Source organism: Chitinimonas koreensis, assembly GCF_014353015.1.
Taxonomy (GTDB): domain Bacteria; phylum Pseudomonadota; class Gammaproteobacteria; order Burkholderiales; family Chitinimonadaceae; genus Chitinimonas; species Chitinimonas koreensis.
Genome location: NZ_CP060704.1, coordinates 2,094,560 through 2,114,036, shown reverse-complemented (window position 1 = coordinate 2,114,036; position 19,477 = coordinate 2,094,560). Strand labels below are relative to the sequence as shown.

Genomic DNA, 19,477 nt, shown 5'->3' with positions numbered 1-19,477 from the left:
GTCGCGCTTACTTGTGCGCCTGCAGGGTCTGCAGCAGTTGTCCGAACACCTTGGGCGTGCCGGCCACCACGTTGCCGCTTTCCATGAAGCCCGCCTCGCCGTCCAGGTCGGTGATCAGGCCGCCGGCTTCGAGCACCAGCAGGCTGCCCGCGGCGATGTCCCAGGGCTGCAGGCCCAGTTCCCAGAAGCCGTCGAAGCGGCCGCAGGCGATATAGGCGAGATCGAGCGCCGCGGCGCCGGGGCGGCGCACGCCGGCCGACTTCTGCAGCACGTCCTTGAACATGCCGAGGTAGGCGTCGAGCTTGCCGAATTCCTTGTAGGGGAAGCCGGTGCAGATCAGGCCGTCGGCCAGTTCGCGAGTCTTGGAGACGCGGATGCGGCGGTCGTTGAGGAAGGCGCCGGCGCCGCGGCTGGCGGTGAACAGGTCGTTGCGGGTCGGATCGTAGACCACCGCCTGGGTGATCTGGCCGCGGTGCTCGAGCGCGATCGAGACGCAGTATTGCGGGAAGCCGTGCAGGTAGTTGGTGGTGCCGTCGAGCGGGTCGATGATCCAGACGTGCTCGCCGTCGCCTTGGCTGCCGCCCTCTTCGGCTAGAATCGCGTGCTTCGGATAAGCCTCGAGCAAGGTGTCGACGATGGCCTTCTCGGCCGCGCGGTCGACGTCGGTGACGAAGCTGTTGTGATCCTTGCGCTCGACGCGCAGCAGGTCGAGGTTGTTGGAGGCGCGCTGGATGACGGTAGCGGCGCGGCGGGCGGCCTTGATGGCGGTGTTGAGCATCGGATGCATGGCATCGGTCCTTGGGGCGACGAAGTGGGACTCCCTGCCGCAGGAGGATAGACCTGCCGGCCAACTGGCGCTGGCGGCGTACATGCACGATGCGGCGGGAAGCAAAGATCAAGCGAAACGGCGTCGATAGGATCGACGCCGTTGATTTTTCCGCGATTTTACGCGAATTCGAACGATGGACAAACCCGATTTCACAGCGCCGGCGCGCGATTTCACGCCGCTGGACCGCATCCGCGTGGTGCTCTCGCATACCTCCCATCCGGGCAATATCGGTTCGGTGGCGCGCGCGATGAAGACCATGGGCCTCTCCCGGCTCTACCTGGTCAACCCCAAGCGCTTCCCCGATCCGGAGGCGACCGCCCTCGCCTCGCGCGCCGACGACATCCTGGCCGCAGCGGTGGTGGTCGACAGCCTCGACGCGGCGCTCGAGGGCTGCACCCAGACGGTGGCGACCTGCCCGCGCGTGCACGAATTGTCGGTGCCGCGCCACACGCCGCGCGCGATCGCGCCGCTGCTGCTGGAGCGCGCGACCGCCGGCGAGGAGGTGGCGCTGCTGTTCGGTACCGAGATGTCGGGCCTGTCGAACGACGAAGTGCGCCGCTGCAACCGGCTGGTCACCATCCCGACCCATCCCGGCTACTCCTCGCTCAACCTGGCGCAGGCGGTGCAGATCCTGGCCTACGAGCTGCGCTGCGCGATCGACGACGACATCGGCCATCTCGAAGAGCGGCCCGAGCTGGCCGCCCACGAGGACATCGAACGCTTCTACGTCCACCTCGAGTCGACCCTGGTCGGACTTCGCTTCCTCAATCCGGACAACCCCAAGCGGCTGATGCCGCGGCTGCGCCGCATGTTCGGCCGAATCCAGCTCGAGAAGCTCGAGGTCGACATCCTGCGCGGCGTGCTGAACGCCGCGCTGCCGCCCGAGCGGCGCTGATCTCCCCCGCGCGGCCGAGGATGCGGCGGCAGGCCGAACGGATGGCGAATCGCCGTCGCCCCCATCCGCATCCGCCTCCTTGCGGCGAAAGCCTGCTTTTTTTGGCTTGGCGCAGCGATCCCAGTGGCTAATATGAGCTAAGAGCCATGTCGGACGGCGAACGACGGCGGGGATCGTGCCGCGATACCCTGCCCGCGCCCGACCGACGATCGCAAGCGACTGCTGCTCCCGCGCCTGGCCCGCGTCGCCATCCATCGTGGAAGGAGGAAACATGCCCGTCTCTGTCCTGGTCGTCGACGATTCGCCGATGGCGCGCAAGATGCTGATCAAGGCGCTGCCGCCGAGTTGGGACGTCGCCATCACGCAGGCCTCCAACGGCATCGAGGCGCTCGAGGCCTACCGGCAAGGCCGGGTGGACGTGATGTTCCTCGACCTGACCATGCCCGAGATGGACGGCTTCCAGGTGCTGGACACGCTGCGCCACGAGGATCTCAACTGCCTGGTGATCGTGGTCTCGGCCGACGTGCAGGAAGAAGCCCAGGTCCGCGCGCTGAGCCTCGGCGCCATCGCCTTCGTGCGCAAGCCGGTCGATGCCGCCAAGATCCACAAGGCGCTCAAAGAATACGGGATCGAACTGTGACCACGGCCATCCTGACGGAAGAACAACGCGAAGCGCTGCAGGAGATCGCCAATATCGGCATGGGCCAGGCCGGCGCGTCGATCGCCAAGGTGCTCGGCGCCTTCGTGGTGCTGTCGATCCCGCGCATCTCCTCGGCCGCGCCGTCCGAATTCGCCAGCGTGGTCGAACGGCTGGTCGGCGGCGCCCGCCTGACCGCGGTGCGGCAGGCCTTCATGGGCGAATTCCGCGGCGAGGCGCTGATCGTCTACCCGGGCCGCAGCGTGACCGAGCTCGGCACCGTGATGGGCTACCACGCCGAGCTCGACCGCGCCGCCGAGCAGGAGATCATGCTCGACATCGCCAACATCCTGATCGGCGCCTGCCTCAATTCGATCGCCGAGCTGCTGGGCCTGATGATCGGCTTCTCGATGCCCTCGCTGCTGGCCGAGGACGTGCTGGCCGGCCAGTTGCTCGATTCCGACGACATCAAGTCGCGTAGCGCCCTGCTGGTCGAAGTGAACTTCAAGCTGGAGAAGAGCGATTTCTCCTGCCACCTGATCATGCTGACCGCCGAGGAAGACGTGGCGGCGCTGCGGACTGCGCTCGACAAGTTCATCGCCGAGCTTTGAGCGCAGCGATAGCCGCAGTCTGCAAATGGAACGCGAGCCGATGCCGACCGGAAGGCTCATACGAGCGAAGCGAGGCCCCATCTGGACCACTCCACGAAGTCTTCGACTTCGCGGGGGACCGCCATCGGGCCCCGATAGCGGCGAGGGCGGGGGAGTAGGAATGAATCAAGGGAGAGCCGACGCTCGAGCCCACACGAATCTCGAGCGTCCGGCTTCGCCGGGCGCCTGCACGGCGCGCCGATCCGCCGCAACGATCAATTAGAACAGGCTCGACACCATGGAGCACCACGACAGCGAGCACGAGCAGCACGTCAAGGCGAGCCTGTTCGCCAACCTGGTGGACACCATCGAGGTCGGCATCTTCGCCGTCGACCGCTCGATGAAGGTGGCGCTGTGGAACCGCTACATGGCGGTGCACAGCGGCCGGCGCGAAGAAGACGTGTGCGGGCGCAACCTGTTCGAGCTGTTCCCCGAGCTGCCGCGCGCCTGGCTCGAACGCAAGATCGAGAGCGTGTTCATCCTCAAGAACTACGCCTTCACCTCGTGGGAGCAGCGGCCCTTCCTGTTCCGCTTCCCGCACAACCGGCCGGTCACCGGCGGCGTCGGCGAGATGCGCCAGAACACCGCCTTCATCCCGCTCAAGAACGAGGGCGGCGAGGTCGACTACGTCTACGCGACGGTGTTCGACTACACCGATACCGCGATCTTCCAGCAGCGGCTCAAGGACACCATCGCCGAACTCGAGCAGAAGAAGGCCGAGCAGCAGCAGCTGATCCACAAGCTCGAAGAGGCGCACAACCAGCTGCTGCAGTCGGAGAAACTGGCCGCGATCGGCCAGCTGGCCGCCGGCGTGGCGCACGAGATCAACAACCCGATCGGCTTCGTGCATTCGAACTTCGGCTCGCTCGAGCGCTACGTGAACGACCTGTTCCGCCTGATCGACGGCTACTGCGGCGCCGAAGGCAGCCTGCCGGCGCCGCTGGCGCAGCAGATCGAGGCGATCAAGCAGCAGATCGACTACCACTTCCTCAAGGACGACATCCCGGCCCTGATCGCCGAGAGCGTGGAAGGCCTGAGCCGGGTACGCCGCATCGTGCAGGACCTGCGCGACTTCTCGCGCATCGACACCACCGACTGGCAGTTCGCCGACCTGCACCAATGCCTGGACAGCACGCTCAACGTGGTCAACAACGAGATCCGCTACAAGGCCGAGGTGGTCAAGCAGTACGGCCAGCTGCCGCAGGTCGAGTGCCGCGCCTCGCAGCTGAACCAGGTCTTCCTCAACCTGCTGGTCAACGCGGCGCAGGCGATCCCGGCCAAGGGCACCATCACCGTGCGCACCGGCTGCGACGAGACCCACGCCTGGGTCGAGATCGCCGACGACGGCAGCGGCATCCCGGCCGCCAACCTCAAGCGCATCTTCGAGCCGTTCTTCACCACCAAGCCGGTCGGCAAGGGCACCGGGCTCGGCCTGTCGGTCACCTACAGCATCATCCAGAAGCACCATGGCCGCATCGACGTCTCGAGCGAGGAAGGCCGGGGCACCACCTTCCGCATCTGGCTGCCGATCCGGCAGGCGGCCGAGGACGAGACGGCCGCCGCGGCATAGCGGCGCGCGGCGTTCGACGCGCCGCCGGATCCACGCAACGCGCCCCGTAGGCGCGGCTTCCGCCGCGAACCGGTGGACGCATCCGCCAGCGCCATTCGCGGCCGAAGCCGCTCCTGCATCCCCCTCTGCCACCGGGCGTGCCACGCCTGGCCGCGCCTGCGCCGCGATCGGCCGTCCCACGCGGCCGGTCCGCAAACCCTTCTGATCTTGCGCACGATCAAACGCCGCCGCCCTGCCTTGCGCCAAGCTTGAAATCAGGCAACGCCCGCCCCAACTAGCGGTCATACCTCTTTCCTTCGGAGCACGCACCATGCGTTTCGACAAGCTCACCACTAAGTTCCAGCAGGCGATCGCCGACGCCCAGAGCCTCGCGCTGGCCGGCGACAATCCCTACATCGAGCCGCAGCACGCGCTGCTGGCGCTGCTCAACGACGCCGAATCGGGCGCGGGTTCGCTGCTCGCCCGCGCCGGCGTCAACGTGAACCCGCTGCGCACTGCGCTCGACCAGGCGATCAGGCGGCTGCCGCAGGTGCAGGGCACCGGCGGCGAGATCACCGTCTCGAAGGAACTGGCCAACCTGCTCAACCTGACCGACAAGGCCGCCACCAAGCGCGGCGACCAGTTCATCTCGTCCGACCTGTTCCTGCTGGCGCTGGCCGAGGACAAGGGCGAGACCGGCCGCCTGCTGAAGGAATACGGCGGCAAGAAGGAAGCGCTGGCCGCCGCGGTCGACGCCGTGCGCGGCGGCGAGGCGGTCGACAGCCAGGACGCCGAGCAGAAGCGCGAAGCGCTGAACAAGTACACGCTCGACCTGACCGAGCGTGCGCGCCAGGGCAAGCTCGACCCGGTGATCGGCCGCGACGACGAGATCCGCCGCGCGATCCAGGTGCTGCAGCGGCGCACCAAGAACAACCCGGTGCTGATCGGCGAGCCCGGCGTGGGCAAGACCGCCATCGTCGAGGGCCTGGCCCAGCGCATCGTCAACGGCGAGGTGCCCGATTCGCTGCGGCACAAGAAGCTGCTGGTGCTCGACCTCGCCGCCCTCTTGGCCGGCGCCAAGTACCGCGGCGAATTCGAGGAACGGCTCAAGGCGGTGCTGAACGAGCTGGCCCGCGACGAAGGCAACACCATCGTCTTCATCGACGAGATCCATACCCTGGTCGGCGCCGGCAAGGCCGAAGGCGCGCTCGACGCCGGCAACATGCTCAAGCCGGCGCTGGCGCGCGGCGAGCTGCATTGCCTGGGCGCCACCACGCTCGACGAATACCGCAAGTACATCGAGAAGGACGCCGCGCTCGAACGCCGCTTCCAGAAGGTGCTGGTGGCCGAGCCCAGCGTCGAGGACACCATCGCCATCCTGCGCGGCCTGCAGGAACGCTACGAGATCCACCACGGCGTCGAGATCACCGACCCGGCCATCGTCGCCGCGGCCGAGCTGAGCCATCGCTACATCACCGACCGTTTCCTGCCCGACAAGGCGATCGACCTGATCGACGAGGCGGCCGCGCGCATCAAGATGGAGATCGATTCCAAGCCCGAGGCGATGGACAAGCTCGAGCGCCGCACCATCCAGCTCAAGATCGAGCGCGAGGCGGTGAAGAAGGAGAAGGACGAGGCCTCGATCAAGCGGCTGGGCCTGATCGAGGAGGAGATCGGCCGGCTCGAGAAGGAATATTCGGATCTCGAGGAGATCTGGAAGGCCGAGAAGGCGGTGGTGCTCGGCTCGCAGGCGATCCGCGAGGAGATCGACCAGCTCAAGATCGCCATGGAAGATGCCCGCCGCAAGGGCGACTGGCAGAAGATGAGCGAGCTGCAGTACGGCCGCCTGCCCGAGCTCGAGGCCAAGCTGCATGCCGCCGAGGCCAGCGAAGGCGCGCCGCGCCAGAACCGGCTGCTGCGCACCCAGGTCGGCGCCGAGGAGATCGCCGAGGTGGTGTCGCGCGCGACCGGCATCCCGGTCAGCAAGATGATGCAGGGCGAACGCGACAAGCTGCTCCAGATGGAAGACGCGCTGCACCGGCGCGTGGTCGGCCAGGACGAGGCGGTCACGCTGGTGTCCGACGCGATCCGCCGTTCGCGCTCGGGCCTGGGCGATCCGAACCGGCCTTACGGCTCCTTCCTGTTCCTCGGCCCGACCGGGGTGGGCAAGACCGAGCTGACCCGCGCACTGGCCAATTTCCTGTTCGATTCGGACGAACACCTGATCCGCATCGACATGAGCGAATTCATGGAGAAGCACTCGGTGGCGCGGCTGATCGGCGCACCGCCCGGCTACGTCGGCTACGAGGAAGGCGGCTACCTGACCGAGGCGGTGCGGCGCAAGCCCTACAGCGTGATCCTGCTCGACGAGGTCGAGAAGGCGCATCCGGATGTGTTCAACGTGCTGCTGCAGGTGCTCGACGACGGCCGCCTGACCGATGGCCAGGGCCGCACGGTCGACTTCAAGAACACGGTGATCGTGATGACCTCGAACCTCGGCTCGCAGCACATCCAGGCGATGGCGAGCGACGACTACCAGGTGATCAAGCTGGCGGTACTGGGCGAGGTGAAGGCGCATTTCCGGCCCGAGTTCATCAACCGGATCGACGAAGTGGTGGTGTTCCATGCGCTCGGCGAGCGCCAGATCCAGGGCATCGCGCGCATCCAGCTGCAGCGGCTCGAAAGCCGGCTGGCGGCGATGGAGATGGGCATGCAGATCACCGACGCGGCCTTGTCCCACCTGGCCGAAGCCGGCTTCGACCCGGTCTACGGCGCGCGGCCGCTGAAGCGCGCGATCCAGGGCGAAATCGAGAACCCGCTGGCCCGCGCCATCCTGTCCGGCGAGTTCGCCGCCAAGGACACCATCGTGGTCGACTATCGCGACGGCAAGCTGCATTTCGGCAAGCCGAGCTGAGGCCGGCCGGGCTCCGGGCTGGTGCGGCCCCGGCGCAAGCAGGTTCGTTGCAGCAAGCAAAACGCCCGGTCGTCGCCGGGCGTTTTGCTTGGTTCTCCGGCTGGCATCAGGCCGCCGAGCGCGCCGGCTCCCGTACCGGCTCGGCCACGACCGGATGGATGATGCCGTTCGGCCCGGCCGCGACCAGTCGGGCGATCTGGGCGATCGCCGCCACCAGCGTGGGCAGTTCGGCCGGCGGATTGCCGCGCTGGCCTTCGAGCAGCACGAAGCAGCGCAGCGAACGCAGCGCATCCTCGATCTCCTCGGCCGACGCCGGCAGCAGCAGCACCTGGCTGTCCTCGATCAGGTCGACCAGCGCGCCGCCGGCGCCGAGCGTCAGCACCGGGCCGAACACCGGGTCGCGGGTGACACCGACCACGACCTCGACCGAAGCGCCCTCGAGCATCGGTTCGATCAGCAGGTGCAATGCTTCGCAGCGGCCGGCGCGGGTGCGCTGCCCCACCATCTCGACCGCGCGTTCGACTTCCTCGCGACTGCGCAGGTTGACCCGGATCAGGCCCGGCACACGGCGAGACCCTGCCGGCTCGTCCTCGACTACGGCACGCTCGGCCACGGTTTCGGTCTGTAACTCGCCGTCCGTCTCGGCAGGCGAGATGCCGGGCCATCGTCCCCGTCATCGTGCTGCCGCGCATAAGCCAGCGGCGCCGCCGGCGTCACCACCCAGCCCTCGCTGACCCTTACCGCCGCGTCGAGCACGCGCAACGCCGACTCGAGATCGCGCAGCGGCGTGATGCCGACGCTGGCCAGCCGATGGCAGACCGCGGCCGGGATCTTCTCGGGAAAGTTGGAAACGACGGCCATCGGCAACGTGGTGCGCGAATAGGCGTCGATCCAGGCATTGATCGCCATGTCCCAGGCCTGGCGCGTACCGTGCCGCTCGCCCGGGTAGTCGATCAGCAGCACGCCGGCATCGAGCCCATCGGTCAGGAACTGGGTGAAGCAATCGGCCAGGGCCTGGCGGCCGACGCGCGCGGCCTGGCTGCAATCGAGCGGATTGGCGAGGCGTGCCGGCGCCAGGTAGGCAGCCAGCCGCGCGCGGCAGGTGATGTCGGGTTGCGGCAGCAGCAACCGGTTGGCGGCGGCGAAATCGGCCGCCAGCGTGGCATCGGCGCCCGTGCAGCCGACCACGCCGAGCCGGCGGCCGGTAAGCGGGCCCGACAGGGCGAGGAACTTGAGGATTTCCAGCAGCTCGAGCTGGCTGGCGGCGCGCACGATGCCGTAGCGCTCGAACAGCGCGTCGTAGATGCGATCGGCGCCGAACTGGCCCATGCCGTCGCTGCGGCTGGCCTTCACCACCACCACCGGCACGTTCTTCTCGCGCGCCTTGAGCACGGCACGGCTGAAGCCGGCCACGTCCGTCAGGCTGTCGAAGCACAGGCCGATCGCGCTGACGCGCGGATCGTCGAGCAGCACGTCCATCCAGTGCGCGACATCGAGCTGGACCTGGTTGCCGACCTGCACCACGTAGGCCAGCGGCAGGGCGCGGTCGAGCACGGGCTGGCCGAGGCAGACCCGGGTGCCCTGGCAGATCAGCGCCACGCCGTGCTCGACCGGCGAACCGCCGTGGTGATCGGGCCACAGCGCGACGCCGTCGAGATAGTTGAGCACGCCGTAGCTATTGGGCCCGAGCAGGGCCATCGGGCCGGCGGCGTCGAGCAACGCGGCCTCGAGCCCCGCCTCGCCGGCGTCGGCGAAGCCGCCCGCGTGGCAGACGCAGGCCTTGACGCCGAGCGCGGCCAGCTCGCGCACCACTTCGACCGTCTCGGTATTGCGCACCGCCACGAAGGCGGCGTCGGGCACGCCGTCGAGCGCGGCGAGCGAGGGCAGGCAGGCGATGCCGCCGATCTCGGCGCGCGTCCGGCTGACGATGGAGATGCGGCCGACGTAGCCGATCTCGCGGCAGGCGCTGATGGACTTGGCGAGCGCGGCGCCGCCGACGAAGACGATATGGCGGGCGTGCAGCAGGGCGTCGAGATGGGCGGTCGTTGCGTTCATGGTGTGGCCTCGTTCGGATGGCGGTCGAAGCGGAAAGGCTCCCGATGGAGGCCCTTGGGCGATTACCGCGGATCAGTCCTGTCCCCTGGATCGTTCCGGTGACAGCCACGCCCGTGCTTCATGAATTTCGCGGCTGGACTGATCCTAAGCGGGCGGCCTGAAAGCAGCCTGAAGGCGGCCTGAAATCTTGCACAGTCGTGCTGAAAGATAAGCAAAGGCGTGCTGAAGGCACGCTCGAGGCGCGAAATCGCCGGCTGGGCGCCCGGACCCCGGGCATGGACCGCTCATCCGAAAGCCACGCTGTGACGGTTACATTCAATGCCATTGTCATTGATTCATCCAGATGAATGAAGCAATGGATATGCATAAAGACTAAGTTGGCAGGGTCCGGCGCGATTCCCAGTGCGATCGATCCGGCCTCGGCCGGCCTGCCATCGACGCAATCGCCAGCGGGGCCGCGATCCCGCGACCGCGGGCGAGAACGCGCCCGGCGCCGGACATCCCCGTAAAGCCAACGACGCAGGAGGAAAACCATGCCATCAGTCAATCAGTTCGCCTATGTGCCCAACAGCACGCGCTACCAGTTCGGGTACGGCGGTTCGATCCCGAACATCCCGATCAACAAGATGCCGGCCGACACCAACTGGACGCGCTGGACCATGCTGAACGACGGCGAGTACTACCGGATGTACTTCTTCAAGGGCAGCAGCGCCGACACGATCTACCAGGCCGCCTTCAACTACGGGACCACGGCCTACGAGTTCGGCTACAACTCGATCCCCGAGCTCAAGATCACCGGCGCGCCGGCCGACGCCGATGCCAGCAGCTTCTCGATGCTGTACGACAGCAGCACCAGCACCTACCGGCTCTACCTGCGCCGGCTGGGTTCGCCGACCGTGCTGTACCAGTTCGGCTTCAACAAGGCGACCGGCAACTACGAGTACGGCTACAACTCGATCCCGACGCTCAACGTGACCGGCGCGCCGCCCGATACCGACTGGCACCGCTGGTCGATGCTGTTCGACGGCACCGACTACCGGCTGTACGCGTTCAGGGTCGGCAGCAACGACACCTTCTACCAGTTCGCCTACAACCGGCAGACCAACCACTACGAGTACGGCTACAACTCGATCCCGGTGCTGACGGTGACCGAGGCGCCGGCCAACAGCAACGTGACCAGCGTGTCGCTGCTGTACGGGCAGAACGACTATCGGCTGTATTTCCAGACGTACTGACGATGCGGTCGCCGGCCGATCGGGGCCGGGGGCTGCGGTGACGAAGCGGCTGCGGAGGGTCTCCCCGCGGCCGCTTCGTCGTTCGACGCCATTGCGTGCGCACAGCCGGCCCGGATGTCCGGCCGGGATACCGGCGGGAACGGCATGGCTCGCGATCGGCCATGACGAGGCCCCATGCAACTCGCGGCGGAAGCCGCGCCTAACGAATCAGCGCGGTCCCACGGCATCCGCCGTCAGCCCGATCCGACCGCCGACACCGGCAGGTCGGCCGCCAGCCCGGTCCAGCGCTTGAACGAACGGCGGAAATTGCGCGCGTCGTGGAAGCATAGGTAGTCGGCCAGCGCGGCCTGGTCGTAGCCCTGGTATTGCATCAGCTGCAGCGAGACGTGGGTGCGCACCAGGTCCAGCAGCGCCTGGAAATGCGTGCCGTGGCGCGCCAGGTGGCGCTTGAGCGTGGCCGGGCTGACGCCGAAGCCGTGCGCGGTGCCTTCCAGCGTCGGCGGCCGGCGGATGTCGGCCAGCAACTGGTCGTAGACCGCCTGCACCACGCTGCGCGCGCCGGCCCAGGCGCCCTCCTCCGCCGCCACTTGCTGCAGCGACAGCGCCATGCCGGCCGCGTTACCGCGCGGCCACGGCCGCTCGAGCCAGCCGCGGTCGATCAGCATGGCGTCGAACTGGCAATCGAAGCGCAGCTCGCCGCCCAGGTGCACCTGGTGCTGCTCCAGGTGGCGCGGCCGGGTACGGTTGAAACGGTAGCGCCACGGCAGCCGCTCGCCGCCGAGCCAGCGGCCCAGCGCGGTCACCGCGGTCATGTGCAGCTCGACCAGGAAAGGCAGCATGGCGCCGGCGCCGATGCTGTCGGTCCAGTACAGCACCGCCTCGTCGGCCTCCAGCCGCAGCCGCGGCCCGAGCAGCGGGCACAGCTGCGCCTGCTGGCCGACCAGGATGGCCAGCGCCTGGCCCAGGTCGGTCGCCTGCATCAGCGCCAGGCTGGCCGCGCCGTAGTGGCCGGGCAGCCACTGCTGGCCCAGCACGAAGGCGGTGTCGCGGTCGTCGAGCTGGCGGGCGACGCGGCCCAGCAATTCGAGCAGCTGGCCCGGGCTTACCCGCCGCAGCGGATCGAGCAACACGGTCTCGTCCAGCCCGCTGCCGCGCAGCAGCGGCGCCGCCGCCAGGTCGCGGCCGCGGGCGAATTCGAGCACCAGCGCCGGCTGGTAGCCGGTGCGCAGCAGCGCGCTGTCGCGGGTGTAGCAGTCGGCCAGCATGGCGGCCTCAGGCGGCCCCGGCCGGCGCCAGCGGCGCGGCCGCCGGCTCGAGCGCGGCGTTCAGCGCCGCCAGCAGCCGCTCGGCATCGGTATCGGCCACGGCGCAGGCCACCCGCGCGCTCAGCGCCAGCCGCCGGCCCTCGGCGCGGGTGTGCCAGGCCAGCTGGCCGACCACCGCACGCAGGTGAGCCGCGATGCGATCGGCCTCGGCCTGGCCGGTCTCGGGCAACAGCACGGCGAAGCGGTCGCCGGCGTAGCGGCACAGCAGGTCGTCGTTGCGCAGATTGAGCAGCAGCAGGTGGCCCAGCGCCTGCAGCAGGCGGTCGCCCTCGGCCTGGCCATGCTCGCGGTTGATGGCATGGAAGCGGTCGATGTCGAGCAGCACCAGCGCGCACGGCGCATCGGGCCGGCGTTCGCGCTCGAGCGCGATCTGGCGGCGCAGGTATTCGGCATTGGCCAGCTGGGTCAGCCGGTCGAAGGCGCGGTGCTCGCGGAACAGCCGCTCGCGCTTGTGCAGCTGCTCGTTCAGGCTGAACTGTTCCTGGCGCCAGAAGTAGAGCCCCGCGGTCAGCGTCAGCATGCCCAGCGGCGACAGCGTCGATTCCAGCCAGTTGTCCCACTGCACCGCGTGGCCGAGCGAGAAGAATTCGTCGAGGCAATCGGCCCAACTGCCCAGCGCCACGCCCGCGAGGCCCAGCGCCAGCAGCGTGGTGACGCGGCCGCGCGGCCGGCTGCTGAGGATCTGCAGCAGCCACACGGCCGCCATCAGCGCGGTGCCGCCCTCGCCGGCGATGTCCATCCACTGCCAGTCGCCGAACGGCCGGACGGCGCCGTGCGCCTGGAACAGCAGGAACAGCGCCGCGGCCAGCGCGGCGAACAGGATCAGCGGAGTGCGGTAGAGATGGAGCATGGCAGGCGTCGGGTGGCGGCCGCGAGGGCCGATGGCGGCGCAGATTAGCGCGTACAGATGGCAGGGCGATTGCATCGCGGGGGTGGGGTCAATTCGGCTCACACGGTATTGCGGTGCGGCGCATACCCGGCGCGGCCAAGGCCGCGGATACACGGCCGGCAGCGCTCCGCTTCGGCCATGCCCCTCGCCCTTCCCCACAGCGTTTTCCCAATCGGATCATCGACTTGCCTCGATTCGACCGATCGCTCCCACGCGTGCGGGCCGCTAGGCGCCGTTCCCGGTCGGCAGGCAGCCGCGCCACCGGCAAATCAGCTCACCACACCCGCAAATCCGCTCCAAATCCTTGATTTCAATGGATTACACGCCCCGTGCGTCACGAAACCGCAACCTCGCCGCCCTAGCTTCTCGCCCCGAACCGCGACGGGCCGCCCGGCCCATCGAGCGCATCGAGGGAAATGCCGAAAATGAAGACCAAGCACATGCCGGCCGCACCGGCACACCGTACCGTCCTGGCCGCCTGCCTCGCCGGCCTGATGCAGGGCGCCTGGGCAGCCGACGCCGGCCCGGTCGAATCGATCACCGTGGTCGGCCAGGCCGCCCGCATCCGCAGCGCGCTCGACCTGCAGCAGGCCGACGACGCCATCGTCAGCGTGGTGCACGCCGACGCCATCGGCGCGCTGCCCGATACCAACGCGGCCGAGGCGCTGCAGCGGGTGCCCGGCGTCTCGGTCGAGCGCGACCAGGGCGAGGGCCGCTACATCCGGGTGCGCGGCCTCGGGCCCGACTTCAACAGCGTCACCATCAACGGCAGCCTGGTGCCCTCGCCCGAGAGCGAGCGCCGCGCGGTGATGCTCGACGTGATCCCGTCGGCGCTGATCCGCGCGCTCGAGGTGCGCAAGACGCTGTCGCCCGAGCAGGACGCCAACTCGCTCGGCGGCACGGTCGAGGTGAAGACGCTGTCGGCCTTCGACCAGCCCGGCCGGCTGCTGTCGATCGAGGCCGAGGCCCACCGCGACCAGCACACCGGCAAGACCAGCCCCAAGCTGGCCGCCACCTGGGCCGACCGCTTCGCCGACGGCCGGCTGGGCCTGGCGCTGGGCCTGAACTGGGAGAAGCGCAAGTTCGGCTCGGCCAATATCGAGACCGGCGGCAGCTGGGACTTCGCCGACGACGGCGCGGCGCTGCTGGAGGAATTCGAGCGGCGCGACTACCTGATCACCCGCGAGCGCATGGGCGCCGCTTTCAACCTCGATTTCAAGCCGGCCGCCGGCGAGCGCTACTACCTGCGCACGCTGCTGAGCCGCTACAGCGACAGCGAAGAGCGCCAGGCCCACGTGATCGAATTCGACGACGCCCAGGCCGAGGGCGAAGCCGGCGACGCCGAGGCCGCGCGCGAGCTGAAATCGCGCAAGGAGACGCAGAAGATCGAATCGCTGACCGTCGGCACCGAGCGCCGGCTGGGCGACTGGAAGCTGCAACTGGCGGCCGCCGCCAGCCGTGCCGGCGAGGACACGCCGGACGAGATTTCCGGCGCGGTCTTCGCCGGTACCGACGACTTCGCCGACGTGGGCTTCCGCGACAGCCGCCGGCCGGCGCTGTCCGGCCCGGCCGCGCTGATGGACGCGGCCGCCTACCAGCTCGACGAGATCGAGCTGACGCGCAGCAAGACGCGCGACACCGAACGCAATCTGCGGCTGGACCTGGGCCGCGACCTGGCCGTCGGCGACGCGGTGCTCAAGCTCAAGTTCGGCGGCAAGCTGAGCCGGCGCGAGAAGACGGTCGACGAGGACGTGTGGCAGTTCGAGGACCTCGACGAGGCCGGCTTCGACGACGAGCAGCTGTCGCTGGCCAACTTCAGCCGCGGCAACACCGACTGGAAGCTCGGCGCCTTCGGCCCGCGCATCGACGCCGACGCGGTGCGCCGGCTGATGAACGGCCTGCCGCGCGCCGACTATGCCAACGAGGAGGATTCGCGCGTCAACGATTTCAATATCCGCGAGGACATCGACGCCGCCTACCTCCAAGGCACGTTGAGCGACGGCCCGTGGCGGCTGCTGGCCGGCGTGCGCTACGAGGGTACGCGCCGCCGCGCCGACGGCACCGGCCTCGACGACGGCGACTTCGTCGCCAGCCATACCGAGCACAAGGACCGCCACTGGCTGCCGGCCTTGCACCTGCGCCACGATTTCGACGACGCCACCAGCCTGCGCGCCGCCTGGACCCATTCGGTGGTGCGGCCCACCTTCGGCCAACTGGCGCCGGGCTTCGTGATCGACGGCGACGAAGCCAGCTTCGGCAATCCGGCGCTGGAAGCGCTGAAGTCGCGCAACCTCGACCTCGGCATCGAGCACCGCATCGGGCCGTCCGGCACGCTGTCGGCCTACGTGTTCGACAAGGACATCAAGAACTTCGTCTACCAGACCGACCTGGCCGGCAGCGGCCGCTGGATGGATTTCGACGAGGCCGTCACCTTCGCCAACGGCGACAAGGCCAGGCTGCACGGACTGGAGCTGAACTACACCCAGCAGCTGCGCAGCCTGCCGGCGCCGTGGAACGGCCTGATCCTGATCGCCAACGGCACCTGGACCCGCTCGCGCGCCAGCATCGGCCGCTTCGACGCCGACGCCGGCCGCACGCTGAACCGCGACATCCCGCTGCCCAGCCAGTCCAACCGCAGCGGCAACCTGGCGCTCGGCTACGAGGCCGACCCGCTGAGCCTGCGGCTGGCGGCCAACTACAAGTCGGCCTACCTGCTCGAGGTCGGCGACCTGCTCGATGCGCGCCACGATCTTTATGTCGACGCCCAGACCCAGATCGACTTCTCGGCGCGCTACATGCTCACCAGGCAAGTCCAGCTGAGCTTCGAGGCGCTGAATCTGCGCGACGAGCCCTACTACGTGTATACCGGCTCGGCACGGCACAACGCGCAGTACGAGACCTACGGCCGCAGCTTCAAGGTCGGGCTGAAGTTCTCGCTGTACTGAGCCATCCCCGGGCTTGGCCGACTACCGTAGGAGCGGCTTCAGCCGCGAATGGCGACCGGCACGACCGACCTGTTCGCGGCTGAAGCCGCTCCTACACGACGCCTCGATCGGCGTATGGCCGCAACCGGCGCACCAGGCATCTCCGGTCCCCGCCCCGCCGCGGGGTTCCGCTACCAGACAGTCAAGACAAGACAAACGACCATGCGATCCAACCTTGCGCTCATCCTCGCCGCCCTGCTGCCCGGCGGCTTCGCCCACGCGGCCGCGCCCGACTTCCCCGACGCCGTCCGGATCGCCGCCCTGCCCGACGGCGGCTGGCTGGTGCAGACCAAGCAGGCGCTGCGGCTGACCGATGCCGCCGGCCGCGAACGCGCCGCGCTGACATTGCGCAGCGACGGGCTGGACCTGCGCAGCGCCGACGGCGAGACGCTGGCGGTGGTGATGGACAGCGCCAGCCAGGCCGCCCAGCCATTGCGCATCGACCTCGCCGCCGGCCGCATCGAACGCCTGCCGGCGCTGCCGCCGAGCCGCTTCAAGGTCGAGGCGCTGTGCCTCTACCGCGATCCGCAGCGGCTGCGCCACCTGTTCCTGCTCGGCGAGGACGGGCAGGCCGAGCAATGGCTGCTCGACGGCCCGGCGCCCCGCCAGCTGCGCACGCTGTCGCTGCCGCCCGGCGTCGAGGCCTGCAGCGTCGACGACGCGCAGGGCCAGCTCTACCTGGCCGAGATGGACTTCGGCGTCTGGGCCTACCCGGCCGATGCCGAGCGCAAGGTGCTGCGCCAGCCGGTCACGCTGCGGCGGCCGTGGGGCCGGCTCGACGGCGGCGTCGCCGCGCTGGCGGCGCTGCCCGGCGGCGTGGCCGTGCTGGACAAGGCCGGCCGCGAGCTGCAGCTATGGCGCCAGGACGGCACGAGCTGGCGCCTGCAGGGCCGCCAGGCCTATGCCGCGGCACGCAGCCAGCTGGCCGCCGGCCAGCCGGCCGGCGCGCTGTGGAGCCGGGTCGGCGAGACGCGCTGGCAGCCGCAACCACTGGCCTGGCGCGCGCCGGCGCGGCCGGCCGAGTTGCCGATCGTGCTGCCGCGGGTGCAGACCGATCCGGTCGCCCGGCTCGGCGACGCCGCCGACGATCCGGCCATCTGGGTGCATCCGACCGCGCCGCAATCGAGCCGCGTACTGGCCACCAACAAGAAGCAGGGCCTCCTGGTCTACGACCTCGACGGCCGCGAACGCCAGCTGCTGCCGGTCGGCCGCGTCAACAACGTCGACCTGCGCCAGCAGGTGCGCTTCGGCGCGCGCACGCTGGACCTGGCGGTCGCCACCCAGCGCGACGACCTGTCGCTGGTGGTGTTCGGCATCGATGCCGACGGCACGGTGAGCGAACGCGCGCGCATCGCCACCGGGCTCAAGGACATCTACGGCGTCTGCCTCTACCGGCCGGCCGAGGGCGGGCTCGAGGCCTTCGTCAACGACAAGGACGGCGTGTTCCAGCACTACCGCATCGAGCTGGCCGGCGACGAACTGAAAGGCCGCCTGCTGCGCCGCTTCGCCACCCGCACCCAGCCCGAGGGCTGCGTCGCCGACGACCGCAGCGGCACGCTGTTCTTCGGCGAAGAGGACCGCGGCGTCTGGGTGGCCTCGGCGCGCGCCGACGGCGGCGGGCCGGCGCCGGCCACGCCGCGGCTGATCCTGCCGGTCGGCGAGAAGATCACCGCCGACGTCGAGGGCATGGCGCTGTACCACGGCGCGAAGCGCAGCTACCTGGTGGTGTCGAGCCAGGGCAACGACAGCTACGTGGTGCTCGACGCCGCCCCACCCTACCGCTACCGCGGCGCCTTCCGCGTCGGCATCGACGCGGCGCGCGGCATCGACGCCGGCTCGGAGACCGACGGCCTCGACGTGACCTCGGCGCCGCTCGGCGCGGGCTGGGAACAGGGGATGCTGGTGGTGCAGGACGGCCACAAGCGGCTGCCGGACGGCGCGCAGAACTTCAAGTACGTGCCGTGGGCGGAGATTTCGCGGGCGCTGGGGCTGGAGGGGGAACGCTGAGATCGGGGAAGACAGGCCCCGTGCGTGAGGCCGTCAAGGCACCGGCAATTCCAGCATCGCCGGCACATCGGCCGGCAAGACCAGATCGCGCGCCGCCGCGGCGCCGAGGTAGCGCTCGACGATGCGCTGGATGCTGCCGTCGCGCCGCATGCCCTGCAGCACCTCGGCGATCCGGGCGGCCTGGTCGGCGCTGAAACGCTTGCGCGACAGCAGCAGGCAGACCGGGTAGACCGGCTCGCCCGGCGCCCAGTCGACCACCCGCACCGATTCGCGCAGGTAGCGCTCGCCGAGCATCGCGACATAGGTCGGCGGCGTCGACACGATGGCGCCGAACCGGCCGATGCGGAACTGGTGGTAGAGGGTGTCGAGGTCGGGCACCTCGACGATGCGGCCGGCCGCGCGCAGGCGGGCGATCTGGGCATCGTAGGCCGCGCCGTAGACCCCGCCGCGGACGATGCCGATGCTGAGCCCGTCGTCGCCCAGCGCCGCCTCGGCCGATTCGGCCACGCCGCGGTCGCGCCGGAACAGCACGTGGTTCTTGCCGCGCAGATAGGGCAGCAGCCAGGCGTAGCGGCCGCGTTCGGGGGTGCAGACCTTCTGGCCGTTGACGTCGATCTCGCCGCTCTCGATCTGCTTGAGCACGCGCGTGAGCGGCAGCTGGACCTGGATCATCGGGCAGCCGGATGCGCGCTGCGCCAGCAGCGCGATCAGGTCGTAGTCGACCCCGCGCACCGAGCCGGCGCCGCTGCCGTCGGCCCAGCGGAAGGTATAGCCGAGCCGCCAGACGCGCTCGCAGCGGGTAGGGTCGGCCGCGGCCGGCAAGGCCATGCCGGCCAGCAGCGCGGCGGCGGAAATATTGAATACGAAGTGCTGTGTTCGGACCGACACGCCATCACTCCCCTGCGACGCATCAACTCACGGTCGGCTCGGACGGCGCCGGCGGCGCCTCCACCTCGAGCGACAGGCCGAGCTCGGCGCACAGCGCCTGCGGCTCGCGCGTCGCGAACACCAGCGTCTGGCGCATGAAGCCCTGCCGCAGGTTGACGCCGATCGACTTGGTGATCTTGTCGTAGCGCGCCGAATAGCCCTGGTCCTCGGGATCGTTCTCCTCGAGCAGCGAGCCGGGCTTCTGGTAGATGCGGCCGAACGAGACCCGGGTGCAGATCTCGAGCTTGTCGACCTGCTTGACGATCTCGGGCAGGTCCAGATCGCGGATCAGCAATGCCTGCACCGCGCGGCCATCGAGCTTGGCGCCCTTGCAGACGACGGTGGCGTAGGCTTCCTTCTTCCTGATTCCGAACATGTATCCCCCTGCGGACATCGCCGTGGCCGGCGCTCCTACCATTCTAGCGCCGCCCGACCGCCGCGCATGCCCGACCGTGGCCGGTCATCGCATCGCGCCGCGGAGCGGCTCCAGCCGCGAATCGCCGATCGACGGCAACCGCTCCAACCGTGAACTGCCGCCCGAAGAACCGCCGCGAACAAGCCGCCGGGACGGCCTCGGCCAT

General features: G+C 69.3%; 15 protein-coding genes. 8 read left to right on the top strand and 7 right to left on the bottom strand.

The features are described 5' to 3' along the window. Positions 1 to 7 precede the first annotated feature (7 nt). Complete coding sequence (locus H9L41_RS09180) at positions 8 to 787, bottom strand: inositol monophosphatase family protein (protein WP_028446670.1); 780 nt, start codon at positions 785 to 787, stop codon at positions 8 to 10. A gap of 175 nt (positions 788 to 962) precedes the next feature. Between H9L41_RS09180 and H9L41_RS09175 the strand changes: the two genes are divergently transcribed. The 5 genes from H9L41_RS09175 to clpB all read left to right on the top strand — a co-directional run bounded on the left by H9L41_RS09175 (position 963) and on the right by clpB (position 7,474). Next, positions 963 to 1,724: an RNA methyltransferase gene (locus H9L41_RS09175; protein WP_051319101.1), complete on the top strand. Its 762-nt coding sequence runs from the start codon at positions 963 to 965 to the stop codon at positions 1,722 to 1,724. 271 nt (positions 1,725 to 1,995) lie between these two features. Continuing rightward, on the top strand, positions 1,996 to 2,364 hold the full coding sequence (locus H9L41_RS09170) for a response regulator (protein WP_028446668.1): 369 nt from the start codon (positions 1,996 to 1,998) through the stop codon (positions 2,362 to 2,364). After that, on the top strand, positions 2,361 to 2,972 hold the full coding sequence (locus tag H9L41_RS09165) for a hypothetical protein (RefSeq protein WP_028446667.1): 612 nt from the start codon (positions 2,361 to 2,363) through the stop codon (positions 2,970 to 2,972). Before H9L41_RS09170 ends, H9L41_RS09165 begins: the two co-directional genes overlap by 4 nt. Positions 2,973 to 3,249: 277 nt before the next feature. Then, positions 3,250 to 4,581: an ATP-binding protein gene (locus H9L41_RS09160; protein ID WP_051319100.1), complete on the top strand. Its 1,332-nt coding sequence runs from the start codon at positions 3,250 to 3,252 to the stop codon at positions 4,579 to 4,581. 310 nt (positions 4,582 to 4,891) lie between these two features. Next, a complete protein-coding gene (clpB, locus tag H9L41_RS09155) occupies positions 4,892 to 7,474 on the top strand; it encodes an ATP-dependent chaperone ClpB (protein ID WP_028446665.1) in 2,583 nt (860 codons plus the stop codon). 106 nt (positions 7,475 to 7,580) lie between these two features. Here the strand turns inward: clpB and H9L41_RS09150 are convergent, their stop codons facing one another. Together H9L41_RS09150 and H9L41_RS09145 are read right to left on the bottom strand one after the other, a co-directional pair. After that, positions 7,581 to 8,039 carry an acetate--CoA ligase family protein gene (locus tag H9L41_RS09150; RefSeq protein WP_187523767.1) on the bottom strand — a complete coding sequence of 153 codons (459 nt, stop codon included), beginning with the start codon at positions 8,037 to 8,039 and terminating at the stop codon, positions 7,581 to 7,583. Positions 8,040 to 8,068: 29 nt separating this feature from the next. After that, positions 8,069 to 9,529, bottom strand: coding sequence for a CoA-binding protein (locus tag H9L41_RS09145; protein WP_187523766.1), 1,461 nt, complete (start codon positions 9,527 to 9,529; stop codon positions 8,069 to 8,071). A 533-nt stretch (positions 9,530 to 10,062) separates the two neighbouring features. Between H9L41_RS09145 and H9L41_RS09140 the strand changes: the two genes are divergently transcribed. Further along, positions 10,063 to 10,764, top strand: a complete 702-nt coding sequence (locus H9L41_RS09140; RefSeq protein ID WP_028446663.1) for a hypothetical protein — start codon at positions 10,063 to 10,065, stop codon at positions 10,762 to 10,764. A gap of 233 nt (positions 10,765 to 10,997) precedes the next feature. On the opposite strand, the gene H9L41_RS09135 is transcribed toward H9L41_RS09140, so the two are convergent. Both H9L41_RS09135 and H9L41_RS09130 read right to left on the bottom strand, forming a co-directional pair. Beyond that, positions 10,998 to 12,029, bottom strand: a complete 1,032-nt coding sequence (locus H9L41_RS09135; RefSeq protein ID WP_028446662.1) for an AraC family transcriptional regulator — start codon at positions 12,027 to 12,029, stop codon at positions 10,998 to 11,000. A 7-nt stretch (positions 12,030 to 12,036) separates the two neighbouring features. Continuing rightward, positions 12,037 to 12,939, bottom strand: a complete 903-nt coding sequence (locus tag H9L41_RS09130) for a GGDEF domain-containing protein (RefSeq protein ID WP_028446661.1) — start codon at positions 12,937 to 12,939, stop codon at positions 12,037 to 12,039. A 464-nt stretch (positions 12,940 to 13,403) separates the two neighbouring features. On the opposite strand from H9L41_RS09130, the gene H9L41_RS09125 reads away from it, so the two are divergent. Further along, complete coding sequence (locus H9L41_RS09125) at positions 13,404 to 15,923, top strand: TonB-dependent receptor (protein WP_034607129.1); 2,520 nt, start codon at positions 13,404 to 13,406, stop codon at positions 15,921 to 15,923. 201 nt (positions 15,924 to 16,124) lie between these two features. Beyond that, a complete protein-coding gene (locus tag H9L41_RS09120) occupies positions 16,125 to 17,969 on the top strand; it encodes a phytase (RefSeq protein WP_028446659.1) in 1,845 nt (614 codons plus the stop codon). A gap of 33 nt (positions 17,970 to 18,002) precedes the next feature. Here H9L41_RS09120 and H9L41_RS09115 read toward each other — a convergent pair whose 3' ends face one another. After that, a complete protein-coding gene (locus tag H9L41_RS09115) occupies positions 18,003 to 18,857 on the bottom strand; it encodes a substrate-binding periplasmic protein (protein WP_028446658.1) in 855 nt (284 codons plus the stop codon). 22 nt (positions 18,858 to 18,879) lie between these two features. Beyond that, positions 18,880 to 19,272, bottom strand: a complete 393-nt coding sequence (locus H9L41_RS09110; protein WP_028446657.1) for a hypothetical protein — start codon at positions 19,270 to 19,272, stop codon at positions 18,880 to 18,882. Between the last annotated feature and the right edge of the window lie 205 nt (positions 19,273 to 19,477).

What these genes read in the sequence shown, in the direction of transcription:
- H9L41_RS09175 (WP_051319101.1), top strand. Translation starts at nt 963, where the DNA reads ATGGACAAACCCGATTTCACAGCGCCGGCGCGCGATTTCACGCCGCTG.
- H9L41_RS09120 (WP_028446659.1), top strand. Translation starts at nt 16,125, where the DNA reads ATGCGATCCAACCTTGCGCTCATCCTCGCCGCCCTGCTGCCCGGCGGC.
- H9L41_RS09180 (WP_028446670.1), bottom strand. Translation starts at nt 787, where the DNA reads ATGCATCCGATGCTCAACACCGCCATCAAGGCCGCCCGCCGCGCCGCT.
- H9L41_RS09130 (WP_028446661.1), bottom strand. Translation starts at nt 12,939, where the DNA reads ATGCTCCATCTCTACCGCACTCCGCTGATCCTGTTCGCCGCGCTGGCC.
- H9L41_RS09145 (WP_187523766.1), bottom strand. Translation starts at nt 9,529, where the DNA reads ATGAACGCAACGACCGCCCATCTCGACGCCCTGCTGCACGCCCGCCAT.
- H9L41_RS09160 (WP_051319100.1), top strand. Translation starts at nt 3,250, where the DNA reads ATGGAGCACCACGACAGCGAGCACGAGCAGCACGTCAAGGCGAGCCTG.
- H9L41_RS09110 (WP_028446657.1), bottom strand. Translation starts at nt 19,272, where the DNA reads ATGTTCGGAATCAGGAAGAAGGAAGCCTACGCCACCGTCGTCTGCAAG.
- clpB (WP_028446665.1), top strand. Translation starts at nt 4,892, where the DNA reads ATGCGTTTCGACAAGCTCACCACTAAGTTCCAGCAGGCGATCGCCGAC.
- H9L41_RS09135 (WP_028446662.1), bottom strand. Translation starts at nt 12,029, where the DNA reads ATGCTGGCCGACTGCTACACCCGCGACAGCGCGCTGCTGCGCACCGGC.
- H9L41_RS09170 (WP_028446668.1), top strand. Translation starts at nt 1,996, where the DNA reads ATGCCCGTCTCTGTCCTGGTCGTCGACGATTCGCCGATGGCGCGCAAG.
- H9L41_RS09125 (WP_034607129.1), top strand. Translation starts at nt 13,404, where the DNA reads ATGAAGACCAAGCACATGCCGGCCGCACCGGCACACCGTACCGTCCTG.
- H9L41_RS09140 (WP_028446663.1), top strand. Translation starts at nt 10,063, where the DNA reads ATGCCATCAGTCAATCAGTTCGCCTATGTGCCCAACAGCACGCGCTAC.